The following is a 12,492-nucleotide window of genomic DNA, read 5'->3' as shown; positions in this document are numbered from 1 at the left end:
TGACGGCAGCAACACGGGAATAGGCTGTAGATCGCGAGCCCTTGGTCTTGTTTCGAACGAAACTAGGGGGAGGGACACGGTGGCGGCGAGAAAGAAAGCGGCGAAGAATAAGGCAACGCAGACGACGGCCCAAAAAGCCGCCAAGCAGAAGAGCGAGAAGCCCACATCGAATTCGACTGCCAAGTCCCCCGCGAAAAAGCAAGCTCTAATCGCCGCAGAGTCGCCGACTAGAAGATTCTCCAAGACCACCGCTGCAAAAGCCATTCAGGTGAGGTCCGACGGCGGATTCATTTGCCTGGACTTGACGGCCAGCCAGATTACGGATTCAGGGCCGATGCGGGGCCTCATCATGGTTGGCTTCGCTGCTCCCGAGGCAGATGTCGCGCCTGCAATTCCTCTCGAGACAGGAAAGCTCGAGAAAAAGGGGGGAGAAAAGCGCGGCAGTCGAGATATCACGCTCGAGCGAGAGCTTCAATTAACGAAGGAGAGCTTCCAGCGCACCATTGAAGAGCTGGAGACGTCGAACAATCAGTTGAAATCCACCAACGAGGAGATGCAGAGCAAGATCGAAGAACTCTCCCGCTCCAACGACGAAGTGAGCAATCTCCTCGATGCCAGCGACATCGCCACCATCTTTTTGGACAACGATTTGTGCGTCAAGCGCTTCACCCACCAGGCGACCAATGTGGTGCGGCTGATTCATTCTGACGTTGGACGGCCTCTTGCGGACATCGTCTCCAGGCTCGACTACACAGCGCTGGAGTCCGATTCCCGAGAGGTCCTCAGGACGCAGTCGTCCAAACAGGCGGAGGTGCGGAGTGAGGATGACACCTGGTACCTGATGCGAATCATGCCCTATCGAATCGCCGAGAACGTGATCGATGGGTTGGTCATTACCTTCGTCAACATCAACGCACTCAGGGGAGCCGAGCGGGCGTTGGTGCACTCGGGTGATCGTGGATTCGAAGGGAAATCACTTGCACTGGCGAGCGCCGACAAAGATGAGAAAAAACGAAAGATGATGAAGCGGGAAATTCCTGCGGAGTTTCGACATCATGCAAAACGGGGAATCGAGTAGGCGACAGACGGCCGATCTTCGCAGGCGGGCAAAGACACGTCTGTGTAAGTCTGCGACCGCCATCGAGGGGATGACCCGGGAGGAGATCGAGAGGTCGATGCACGATCTCGAGGTTCACCAGGTGGAACTCGAAATACAGAATGAAGAGCTTCGAAGAACGCAGATCGAGTTGCTCGTAGTGAAGGACAAGTACATCGCGCTATACGAAAACGCGCCCAACGGCTACATGACCATCGATTCGACGGGAAGAGTGCTGAAGGCCAACCTCACCGTGGAGAGGTTGCTGGGCGTACGACGCAGCCAGTTGATCGAACTGCCGTTCCACTTCTTCCTGCGCAGGGCGGAAAAGTACAAGCTGGAGCAGCACCTCGCCGAAGTGTTCAAGACTGGAACGCAACAGTCCTGCGAAATCGAGATCGGGAGGTTGAAGACTGGAAATCTGCTGGTTCGCATGGAGTCGGTCGCGGTTGCATCCGATGGCGACGGATTCAGGGAGTGTCACGTCTCCCTTTTTGATATCAGCGCGCGCAGGCAAGCGGAGTTGGAGCTTGTTCGGCACCGCGACCAGCTGGAGGTCCTCGTGGCAGAGCGGACCCAGGAGCTTGCCGAGTCGCGCCTGGCGCTTTACCGAGCGGATCGCCTGGCCTCGCTGGGCACCCTCGCGGCCGGCCTCGCCCACGAATTGAACAACCCTTTGGGAATCATTCGTCTGCGCGCCGACGAAGCGTTACTCGACGACGACCTGACGGCATGCAAGATGGCGCTCGAGTTTATCAACGAACAAGTAGAGCGTTCCGCGGAAATCGTAGCGGGAGTACTGCGTTTCTCGCGCGAAAAGAAAACGAAACATGGCAAGGTGGATCTCGCTGATATCGTTCTGCGGTCGATCGACTTCGTCCGGCATTACGCAATCTGCGCAAAGGTACAGTTAGTCTGCCAGGTCGAAGAAGGGCCGGCCTTCGTGATGGGCAGTGCCAGCGAGCTCGAACAAGTGGTGGTCAATCTGATTCGCAATTCTATCGAGGCGAGCGACTGTGGAGATCGTGTCAGCATTGCCTTGCCGCGGCTGCGCAACCTCATTAGATTGACTGTATCCGACGAGGGCAAAGGCATGACCGACGAGGTCCGGGAGCACGCCTTCGACCCCTTCTATACGACCAGGCGAGATTCGGGTGGCACGGGTCTGGGGCTGAGTGTTGCGCACGGAATCGCGAGGCAACACAACGGTTCGATCAACATCCAGAGCCAGGTGGGCAAGGGGACGACGATCGCACTGGAGCTTGCGGTGTATGATGATGAAGTAGATAGTGGAGCCAATCCGGGCGCGGATTGAGATTGGCGGAGGCAACAGTATGGCCAAAGTCTTGATCATCGACGATGAGGAGAACTTCCGGGACACTCTTTGCAAATACGCCTCGCGCCTCGGTCACGAAGTCGAGTCGGCTGGAGATGCCATCACTGCATTGAAGAGTGGGCGCATGATGACCCCCGATGTCATCTTCGTCGATTGGATGTTGAAGAGCGAATTGAACGGTCTCGATGTGATTCAGATGTTGCGAGAGAGCGCCCCGGAGTTGATCGCCGTCGTCATCACCGGCGACCTCGCACTCGAGCTACCCAGTAGACTCGAGGAGGGTGGCAGGACTTCCATCCTGCGCAAACCCTTCGGCCTGTCGGACTTCAAGGCCGCTCTCGACGACGCGGTCCTCATGCACTCGAGTCAGCGATAGGGGAACTCGCTAGCCACCCGCCACCGCACCCATGAAATGGACCTCGCTCTCGGGCTGTAGAGGGAGGTACTTGGGTTCGTTGTGGATGTCGCCATCGATTGCGGCGGCGGCATTATCGAGTTTTCCCTCGAGTTGGGGGTAGCGGATACAGAGCGCGGCGATCAGATCGACGATTCGGGCCGCATCGATCTCGACCCGTTCGTTCCCCTCGACCCACTCGCGTTGTGCCCTCGAGAAGATGACTGTCGCCACAGCGTATGCTCAACCTTTCTTGCGTTCGATCTTGTGTTCGATGGCCGCCAGCACCCGCGGCGGCGTCATCGGCAGCGACTCGAAGCGAATGCCCGTGGCGGCATGCACGGCATTGGCCACCGCGGCCAGGGGCGGCACGATGGGCGCCTCGCCCACCCCGCGAACGCCATAGGGATGGATCGGGTTCGGCACCTCGACGATCACCGGGTCGATCATCGGCAGGTCCGAAGCGACCGGCATGCGGTAGTCGAGAAAGCCGGGGTTCTCCATCTTGCCCTCGGCGTCCCAGAGATACTCTTCGTTGAGTGCCCAGCCGATGCCCTGGGCGGCGCCGCCCTGGAATTGGCCCTCGACATAACTCGGATGAATGGCCTTGCCGGCGTCCTGAATTGCGGTGTAGCGCAACACCTTGGTGCGTCCGGTTTCCGGGTCGACTTCGACGTCGCAGATATGTGTGGCGAAGGCCGGGCCCGCGGCCGGAGGATTCACCGAAGCACTCGCGACGATGGGCCCGCCGGTCATGCGCATTTGCCGGGCGATCTCGCCGAGCCCGAGGGGCTCTTTGTCCGAAGCGCCATTCACTCCGACCGCCGAGCCGTCGCGCCATTCGACGGCATCCAGTTCGACGCCCCAGATGGTTGCGGCCCGGGCGCGCAGCTCGTCCACCACATGCTTGGAGGCTTCGATCACCGCCATGCCGGTGGCAAAGGTGACTCGGCTGCCCCCCGTGAGATCGCAATAGCCGACGCTGTCCGTGTCCCCCACCATCGGGCGCACGCGCTCGGCGGGGATGCCCAGTTCCTCGGCGCACATGATTGCCATGGAAACCCGCGATCCACCGATATCCGGGTTGCCCGTGCGCACCACCGCCGAGCCGTCGTCGTTTACGCTCACCGTGGCACTCGACTGCATGCCGGCGTTGAACCAGAAACCGCTGGCGATCCCGCGTCCCTGGTTCTCGCCCAGGGGTGCTTTGTAGTGGGGATGTTGTCGAGCCGCTTCCAGGGTCTCGCGGAAGCCGATCCTCTTGAAAATCGGACCGTAGGGCGCCCGGTCTCCTTGTTGCACTGCGTTCTGAAGTCGCAACTCGATGGGGTCGCGTCCGAGCTCACAGGCCAGCTCGTCCATTAACTGTTCGAGCGCGAAGGCTGCAATTGGAGCGCCGGGGGCACGATAGGCCGCGACTCTCGGCTTGTTCAGCACGACGTCGAGCCCCTCGATGTTGAAGTTCGGAATCTTGTAGGGCGTGAAGACGCACATGCAGGCGGCACCGACCGGCGAGCCTCGGAAGGCGCCCGCCTCGAAGGTCAACTGGGTATCGCCGGCGACGAGGGTGCCGTCGGCCTTGGCGCCGATACGCATCTTGATCCTGGCGCCGGACGCCGGGCCCGTGCTGCGGAAAACCTCTTCGCGATTCATCACGAGCTTGACCGGGTGCCCGGACTTGCGAGAGAGCACGATTCCGATCGGTTCGTGATAGATGGTGGTCTTGCCCCCGAAGCCGCCACCGATCTCACTCGGAGTGACCTTGAGATCGTTCGGATCGCAGCCCATCACCATCGCCGTCGAACTCTTCACCATGAACTGGCCCTGGGTGCTGCACCAGATATCGCTCTTGCCATCCTGACGGGTGTTGACCAGGCAGGCGTGGGGTTCGATATAGCCCTGATGGACCATGGGGGTTTTGAATTCTCGTTCGAGCACGATGTCCGCTTCGGCGAAGCCCGCCTCGAGATCGCCGCCGCTGATCACGATGCGCCGCGCCACGTTCGTCGGTCCTTCGGGCAGGGGCTTCGCGCCGATGGGCGCCTGGTCCTCGTGCAAAATGGGAGCGTCTTGCGCGAGGGCCCGTTCGAGACTCATGACCGGTTCGAGCTGTTCGTAATCTACGACGATCAGCTTGCAGGCCTGCTGGGCCTGCTCGAGGGTTGTCGCAGCAACGGCGGCAACGGCGTGACCGTGATAGAGCACCTTTTCCCGCGCCAGCACGTTGCGCGAGATCTCTCCAAAGTCGATTCCGCCCGAGAGCTCGCCCATCCATTCGCAGGGAATATTGGGCAGGTCCGCCGCAGTGGCGACGGCCTTTACACCCGGAAGCGCTTCTGCCTTGCTGGTATCGATCGAGATGATGCGCGCGTGGGCGTGAGGGCTGCGGTGAATTGCGCCGTGGATCATTCCCGGCAGGCTCAGATCCGCGCCGAAGGCGGCGCGCCCCGTCACTTTATCGACTCCGTCGTGACGAATCGGTCGCGTGCCCACTTGCTTGAATTTACGCTCGTTGGGTTCGCTCACGCGCCTTCTCCCCGAAGCTCCGCCGCAACGTCGAGGACTGCGCGAATGATTTTGTCGTAACCCGTGCAGCGGCAGAGGTTGCCGGCGAGGTAGTAGCGGGCCTCTTCCTCACTGGGATTCGGATTGCGCTCGAGCAACGCCTGGGTCGCGATGATGAAGCCGGGTGTGCAGATGCCACACTGCAGTGCGGCGTGTTCGAGAAATTTTTGTTGGATGGGGTGCAGCGAGGATCCGTCGGCGACGCCCTCGATCGTCGCGATCTCGCGTCCCTCGGCTTCCGCGGACAGCACCAGGCACGCGGGTACCAGCCGTCCTTCGAGCATGATCGAGCAGGCGCCACAATCGCCGGTCGAGCAACCTTCCTTCGTGCCCGTCAGGCCGAGATCGTCGCGCAGGGTGGAGAGCAGGCTCTGCTGCCCTTCACACAAGAACTCGACGGGCTCGCCATTGACTGTCGTTTGAATCTGAATCTTTGCCACGCTGCTTGTTCTCACTCTCTATGCTGGATTGCTTTCGTCAAAAGGACTAACGCGCCCGGGCGCGTTCGTAGGCGATTTTGGCGGCGCGTTTTGTGAGCACCCCCGAGATCTTCTTTCGGTACTCGATCGTGCCCCGGCGATCGTTGATCGGATTTGCGGCGTCGCTCGCCGCCGCAGCCGCGCGAGCCAGCGCACTGTCGTCGAGTCGCGATCCGACGAGCGCCTCGGCCGCAGCCGGGACGAGCAGAACCTTTGGCGCCACCGCGGCGAGGGAGACGCGAGCTGCGGAAACTACACCGTCGCGGTCGAGACTGATGGAGACAGCGGCACCCACGACGGCGATGTCCATCTCGCTGCGCGGGATCAGGCGCAGATAAGCATCGGCGGTCTTCGGCTCGGGTGCCGGCACTTTAAATTCGACCACGAACTCCCCGCGCTCGAGCACGTTCTGTCCCGGCCCGGTGGTGAAATCTTCAACGGCGACGGATCGCTCTCCGTCGGGTCCGGCGATGATCGCCTTCGCGTTGCACACGACCAGCGCCGGGACCGCGTCGGCGGCAGGCGAGGCGTTGCAGAGGTTGCCAGCCCAGGTCGCGCGACCCTGGATCTGGCTCGATCCGATCAGGTCGGTGGCTTCGGCAAGTCCGGGCCAGAGGCTGCGGATCGAATCGTTGCCGAAGACATCTACCGCCGGAACGGCCGCTCCGAGCTTGAGTCCCTTCGAGTCGAGCAGAACCGCGTTCAAGCGGGGAATGCGCTTGATGTCGACAAAGACGCCGGGCCTGGGGGCACCGAGGCGCATTTGCACAATGAGGTCTGTGCCCCCGGCGAGCACACGCGCTTCGCCCTGGGCTCTGAGCAGCGCGACGGCTGCTTCGACGTTCTGGGGGGCTTCGTAACGAGACGCTTGCAACGGTGGGGCTCCTCGGCTCGGTTCGACGGGTTCAGGGTCCGTCATTATGGCGCGTTGCGCCCGTGCCGCACGTCTACTCCGAAATCAGCCGGGATCAACAGGTGAAACGTCGGGAGCATCGACCCGAATCGGGCCGATGCTCCCCTGTGTAAATTCAATCGAACCGTCGTTCGATTCGTTCGGTCTAGATCTTCGAGAGCGTGTTCTCGTCCGTGTGGTGCATCTCGGCGCCGTCGTGAGCCGACATCGCGAGAACCGAGTCTTCCTTGTAGGCGTAGTTGCCGCCCGAAAGGTCGACTTCGAGTTCATACGAGACGGTCTTGGCCGCTCCCTTGAAGAGATACTCGTTCGACAGGATGCCGTTGGTCGACGATCCCTGCTTGGCGCTCAGGGTGAAGCTCGTGGCATCGGCCGCAGCGTTTCCCACGGCGCTGATGGTCGTCGACCGCGGAATCATGAAGTTGCGCGAGATCTGGCCGGTAGCAGGCTCCCACAACCAGTATCCCACTTCCATGTGGAAAAAATCATCGGCGCCGATGCGCCAGGCCTTCATGCGATAGTCCAGCCCGAATAGCCGTTGCGGGCCGTTGTCCACCGGACCGAAGGGGTCAAACGTGATTTCTTCTCGGTAGAGGTTTTCGATGTCCTGCTTTTCCGAGTAGGAATAAGAAAAGTCGCGCCCCTTGTCGCTGGCCCACTAGCCGGCGAGCTTCGCCAACGGACCCCACTGATCGTCAACGTCCGCGAAGGCGGCCATGTGTGCCGGCTTGTTGAAAGAGGTTCCTGCCATCGTCCTGTCTCCTTAGTATTCAACGTGAATGGAAAACGCCGGAGCTCGGCTCCGTGCGGCCGAAATAGTAGCGGCTCCGACCGAGCGTAGCTGCCATGGCGGTCTGTTCCTCACGCGAGACGGATCCGCTGAATTTGACGCGCTAACAAACAAGCTAGACTGGCCCCGGCGGAGCGACCGTGTTTCGCAGACGGTTGGGGCGCAATGAGAAGCTTCCGCAAACAATGGTCATTCGCGCTAGTCCTCGCCTTGATCGTCTTGATCTCGATCGAGACCCTCGCCCACCTCTTCTACTTTGCCCGCTACGGTAATTTCTATTCGCTCAGCGATCTCCCGCGGCACACGGTGCAAAACGGCACGCCGGACGGTCCTGAGGTTGAGGTTGCCGAGTTCGCCGAGATCGCTCAGCGTCGCATTCTCCATCCCTATCTCGGGTATGTGATGGATCGCCCCGAAACCATGGGGATCAGCGGCAGGACACATCCGCTGCAACAACGCGCCAAGGGGAAGTTCATCGTCGCCGTCACGGGGGGATCGGTGGCCAACCAGGTGCGGACGGCGCTCGGCGAAGCGTTTCGCCTCGAGTTCGAAGCACGCGGACTCGAACTCGAGCCGATCATCGTAAGCCTTCCGGTTGATGGTTTCAAGCAACCCCAACAGCTGGCCTCGGTGATTTTTTTTCTCGCCCTGGGAGCCGAGTTCGACGCGGTGGTGAACATCGACGGATTCAACGACATCGTGCTGCCGATCACAGACAACTACGAGCGAGAGGTTTACCCATTCTATCCGAGGTCCTGGAATTCGTTCGTAAATCGAAGACCCAGTCAACGTACCGTCCTGGGCGCCGGCGAGATTTCCTTTCTGAGGCAGGGTCAACTCGAGCAGATCCAAGACGCCCAGTCGTCGGTAGCGGCTCGCAGCGCCGTGTTCGGCCTCTATCGCAGTCGCGAGCTGCGGCGCGCCGCCGCGCGTATTGGAAGCATTCAGCGGGAGCTGCTCGCCGAGAGGACCGATCTTCCCTTCGAGGCACAGGGTCCGTATGAGAAATACGACGACATCGCCCAGGTCTATGCCGAGGCCGCGAACGTGTGGGCGAGATCATCGATCTTGATGCACCACGTGCTCGAAGGAGTCGGCTCGACCTACTTCCACGTGCTTCAACCGAATCAGTACGTCGCCGGAAGCAAGCTGCTGACGGATTCCGAAAAGAAAATTGCCTTCGACATGAACCATCCCTACGCGCCGATCGCCACCCGGGGATATCCGTACTTGTTCGAGGCATCTCGCCAGATCGTCGAGTCGGGTGTGCTTTTCTACGACGCCACGCAAATTTTCCGGGACGTAGCCGTAGACGTCTATCAGGATCCGTGCTGCCACTTCAATCGCTTCGGAAAGGAGTTGGTTGCGCGATCGATCGCCGCATGGGTGATGGATTCTTTGTCTGGGTCCATTTAGACCCAACCAGGCATTGCTGGACTTGATTCTTCTTGCCGACCGCTGCCAAATCCGCCCAGCCAGTGTGCCCAACCCCTAGCGGGGGCCGTGGCCGGACAGTACGCTGCGGCGACACCACTTCATAGTTGCATTGCAAATCATGTGATCTGAAGCAGTGGGCTAGTCGTCATACGCATGAATCTGTTCGTGATCGAGGTCGAAGGGCATCGGAACTGCCTTCGACCTTTTTTTCCGAGCGCTGTAAGGAAAGCGAAGTCGGACGCGTCGGCGTCTCATTCGGACTACTATGTTGGCCTAGATGGAAAAGAAGCTAGAAACGAAATTGGCGGGCCAGTTTGCTCGCACCCGTCGACGTGCGACTTCGGACCACAACTGAGACTTGAATGCATCGGCCCACCGTCACAGTCTTCATCCCGGTCTACAATCGAGGCCGCTATCTCGCGCAAGCAGTGGACAGCATGCTTGCCCAGACCTACCGAGATTTTGAGATTCTGATCCTCGATGATGGATCCGAGGACGATTCGCTCGAGATTGCCCGCTCCTACCGGGACCCTCGCGTTCGAGTGGAGACCAATTCGAAGAACATCGGCAACACACCGACGCGAAATCGCGGAATCGATCTATCGCGAGGGCGCTACATCGCAACCCTGGACAGCGATGACTTTGCCATGCCGGAACGCCTGGCAAAGCAGGTCGCATATCTCGAGGCTCACAAGGATTGCGTCGCCGTCGGGTCCTGGATTCGCAAGCAGGACGACATGACCGGAACGAGTCGGCTGAAGCGTCATCCCCTGACCTCTCGCGAGATGAAGGCCTGGTTTCCCTGGAACAACTCTCTGAGTCAGACCTCGATCATGGTGCGAGCGGATACGCTGAAGCTCCTCCGATACGACGAGAGCTACGAGCAATGCCAGGACTACGACCTCCACATTCGACTCTCCCGCGAACACGACATCGCGAATCTGCCAGAAGCTCTGACGGTCAAACGGCTGCACTCTGAACAGACGACGCGAAAGGTCAAAATTGGATCCGAAACGAAACTTCGGGTGATCCGAAAACTTCTCGGAGAGTTGGACATCGAACCGACCGATAACGAATTGAAACTCCACTACATTCTGACCCGGCCCGAATTGCGTCGGGGAGCCGTCGATACCAGCTCCCTCGACGCGGTCGCGATCTGGCTTCGCAGGCTGCTTGGAGCCAATGCCCGCATGCAGTCATTGCCAGAGCCCGAGTTTTCGAGGGTCGTTGCCTCGGTCTGGCTTGTGGCGTGCAAATCGGCGGCGGTCGCGAAGCCCTGGCGCGTTCCTTCCATGCTGGCAACGCGCCCGTTTTCCTCGCATATCCTGTCAGCGGTGGGTCAGCGCGCGGCGAACTACCTGGGAAGGGCCTGAATTCGGTGTTTTGTGCTCAGAAACCGACGCTCCAACGATCCAACATGCGCCTGAATCCACTCCCCGCTGCTGCCAGCTCGGCGGTCGACTTCTTCGCCAGAACGCGGAACATTTCCTCGAGCTGATCCGCCACGCTCTCCCAGGAAAAATTCTGAATCCGCTGGTGACCGCACACGGCCATCTCCTCGAGCAGCTTGGGCCGATCAAGCAGATATTCGACGGCCTCCCGCATCGCGCCCGATCGGCGCTCGATCACGAAGCAAGTTTTCAGTTGCTCTACAAAATCACTCGTCGTATAGGGTGTGCAAATTATCGGCGTTCCGCAGGCCATGGCTTCCGCGGCGGTATTGCTCCAGCCTCCGGCGTCGTCCTCATTTTGAATCAGTAGATCGGCCGATCGATACAGTTCCGGCATCTCGCTGGGAGGTATCGCGACCACTTCGGTCAACTCGATTTTGCGACTTGAACAACCCACCCGCTTATTAGAGAAGATCACCAGGCGGATCCGCTCGGACAGTGCCTCGAGTTCTTTGATGATGATATTCGTCCCCTTGCCCTTGAAGTTCGACGGATCCCTCCCTTGCGTGATGACAGTGAGTCGTTCGCCCGGGTCCCGTCGTTGCCGAGCTTCGACCGGAGGTGTAAAGTGCTCAAGGTCGATTCCCCCGATCAGATCGAAATCCTGCTTGCCCCGCAGCTTGTATTGGTTCCGCCAGCGTCCATTGTTGCCGGCGAGGCAGACATCGGGCAGGCGCTGAGTCCGGTTGATCCATCGCTGGTAGGACTGCTTGTAGTGCCCGCCGTTGAGCAGGAAATAGATCACTTTATGGGTGGCGGGGTTCTTCGCCAGATAGCGATAGGGAATGCACTTCGGGTTGAAGAAGATTGCGCAATCGGTCTCGTCTCGGAGCGACTCATCCAGACTGCGGACCGTGAAATCCTGATGCTCCGACCAGCTCGGCATTGCGAGCGAGGGGCTGTAGAGCTGTACCTGATAGCCTCGCTCTCGCAGCGGATGGGCGATGTTGAAAATTCGCTTGACGCCGCCGGTCAGCTTGTAGTCCGAATTGATGAGCGCGACCGTTAGAATTTTAGCCATTGTTTTGTCTATTCCAGTCCCGCGATTCTGAGCAGGTGATCCTCCAGGATCACGCTCTGCTTTTGCAGGTTGAAACTCTCCATCGCGTAGGCGCGTCCCGCCCGGCCCATCTTGGCAGTGGCTTCGCGGTCGCTGAGCATCTTGGCAAGGCGATCGGCGAGGGCTGCATTGTCCCCCTCGTCCACGAGGTAGCCGGTTTCGCCGTCGATTACGCACTCGGGGATGCCCGCGTGTTTTGTGGCGGCGAGGGCGCAGCCCGAGAGCATCGCCTCGATGCAAGCGAGTGGCAGGCCTTCGGCATTGCCCGAGGCCGCGCGCTTCGAGGGTACGCAGGCGATGCGGGCCTCGGCCCAGTGTTTGGGCATGTCGTCGGACGAGACCCAGCCGGGTAGTTCAGCCTCTACGCCAGCGGCCTCGAGTTGCGCGACGAGGCTACCTTTGAGTTCGCCGTCGCCGATCAGGCGGACGCTCCAGCCTTCGAGTTCTTTTTTCAGTTTCGACAGCGCGGTGATCAGCGTGTCGATGCCTTTTTTCTCGGTCCAGCGACCCGCGAAGACGAGCAGGTCTCTCTTGTCGCCAGGCTGGAACGTAGTTGGGTCGGCGGTGTTGTGGTGGACGATCATCTTTTCGTCTGGAGCCCCGTTGGCGAGGAGTTCCCGGCGAATGAAGTCCGAGCAGGGCAGGATGAGGTCGGCCTCGCGCCAGAGCCGGGCGCGGCGTCGGTTGTAGACGCGAATGAAGGAGTTTTTCGTGTTGATCGTCTTGGTCGCGTCGCCGCCGTAGTAGGTCACGGCCAGGGGCAGGTTCAGCTTGCGGGCGAGGGGGAGGGCGTATGTCCCCGATTTACCGAAACTCGCATGAATGGCGACGGGATTGAGCGAGCGCAGGGTGAATTCAAGATTTTTCGAGATCGCACCCATCTGCTTGAAGCCCGTTTCGCCCAGCGGGCCATGGAGCGGGCCGAGTTTGATGACCTCAGCACCCTCCGGGATCGGGCCGTTTATATTGTG

General features: G+C 60.2%; 12 protein-coding genes. 5 read left to right on the top strand and 7 right to left on the bottom strand.

The features are described from left to right. The first annotated feature begins 79 nt into the window (after nt 1-79). The 3 genes from IH881_02310 to IH881_02300 are packed head-to-tail and all read left to right on the top strand — an operon-like array spanning nt 80 to nt 2,808. Nucleotides 80-1,078 carry a PAS domain-containing protein gene (locus IH881_02310; protein MCH7866500.1) on the top strand — a complete coding sequence of 333 codons (999 nt, stop codon included), beginning with the start codon at nt 80-82 and terminating at the stop codon, nt 1,076-1,078. Continuing rightward, nucleotides 1,056-2,411, top strand: a complete 1,356-nt coding sequence (locus IH881_02305) for a PAS domain-containing sensor histidine kinase (GenBank protein ID MCH7866499.1) — start codon at nt 1,056-1,058, stop codon at nt 2,409-2,411. Before IH881_02310 ends, IH881_02305 begins: the two co-directional genes overlap by 23 nt. Before the next feature lie 19 nt (nt 2,412-2,430). Continuing rightward, the gene (locus IH881_02300) at nt 2,431-2,808 is read left to right on the top strand and encodes a response regulator (GenBank protein MCH7866498.1); all 378 of its coding nucleotides are present in this window, start codon (nt 2,431-2,433) and stop codon (nt 2,806-2,808) included. 9 nt (nt 2,809-2,817) lie between these two features. Here the strand turns inward: IH881_02300 and IH881_02295 are convergent, their stop codons facing one another. The 5 genes from IH881_02295 to IH881_02275 all read right to left on the bottom strand — a co-directional run bounded on the left by IH881_02295 (nt 2,818) and on the right by IH881_02275 (nt 7,387). Beyond that, entirely contained in the window at nt 2,818-3,060 is a 243-nt protein-coding gene (locus tag IH881_02295; GenBank protein ID MCH7866497.1) for a MoaD/ThiS family protein, read from the bottom strand. Between the two features lie 9 nt (nt 3,061-3,069). Then, complete coding sequence (locus tag IH881_02290) at nt 3,070-5,352, bottom strand: xanthine dehydrogenase family protein molybdopterin-binding subunit (GenBank protein MCH7866496.1); 2,283 nt, start codon at nt 5,350-5,352, stop codon at nt 3,070-3,072. Further along, a complete protein-coding gene (locus IH881_02285) occupies nt 5,349-5,831 on the bottom strand; it encodes a (2Fe-2S)-binding protein (GenBank protein ID MCH7866495.1) in 483 nt (160 codons plus the stop codon). The genes IH881_02290 and IH881_02285 overlap by 4 nt, the downstream gene beginning before the upstream one ends. Nucleotides 5,832-5,877: 46 nt before the next feature. Next, nucleotides 5,878-6,789 carry a xanthine dehydrogenase family protein subunit M gene (locus tag IH881_02280; protein MCH7866494.1) on the bottom strand — a complete coding sequence of 304 codons (912 nt, stop codon included), beginning with the start codon at nt 6,787-6,789 and terminating at the stop codon, nt 5,878-5,880. Nucleotides 6,790-6,928: 139 nt separating this feature from the next. Then, nucleotides 6,929-7,387, bottom strand: coding sequence for an FABP family protein (locus tag IH881_02275; protein ID MCH7866493.1), 459 nt, complete (start codon nt 7,385-7,387; stop codon nt 6,929-6,931). 351 nt (nt 7,388-7,738) lie between these two features. Here IH881_02275 and IH881_02270 point away from each other — a divergent pair, with 351 nt between their 5' ends. Both IH881_02270 and IH881_02265 read left to right on the top strand, forming a co-directional pair. Continuing rightward, nucleotides 7,739-8,989: a hypothetical protein gene (locus IH881_02270; GenBank protein MCH7866492.1), complete on the top strand. Its 1,251-nt coding sequence runs from the start codon at nt 7,739-7,741 to the stop codon at nt 8,987-8,989. Between the two features lie 383 nt (nt 8,990-9,372). Next, nucleotides 9,373-10,383: a glycosyltransferase family 2 protein gene (locus tag IH881_02265; GenBank protein MCH7866491.1), complete on the top strand. Its 1,011-nt coding sequence runs from the start codon at nt 9,373-9,375 to the stop codon at nt 10,381-10,383. Between the two features lie 16 nt (nt 10,384-10,399). On the opposite strand, the gene IH881_02260 is transcribed toward IH881_02265, so the two are convergent. Both IH881_02260 and IH881_02255 read right to left on the bottom strand, forming a co-directional pair. Further along, nucleotides 10,400-11,482 (bottom strand): glycosyltransferase family 4 protein, encoded by a 1,083-nt coding sequence (locus IH881_02260; protein MCH7866490.1) that lies wholly within the window; start codon nt 11,480-11,482, stop codon nt 10,400-10,402. Between the two features lie 8 nt (nt 11,483-11,490). Then, on the bottom strand, nt 11,491-12,492 hold a 1,002-nt coding region (locus IH881_02255), incomplete at its 5' end, for a glycosyltransferase (GenBank protein ID MCH7866489.1).

The sequence above is a fragment of the Myxococcales bacterium genome, from assembly GCA_022563535.1.
Lineage (GTDB): Bacteria > Myxococcota_A > UBA9160 > UBA9160 > UBA4427 > DUBZ01.
Note: the sequence above shows the minus strand (reverse complement) of the source record. Positions and strands in the feature narration are given on the sequence as shown.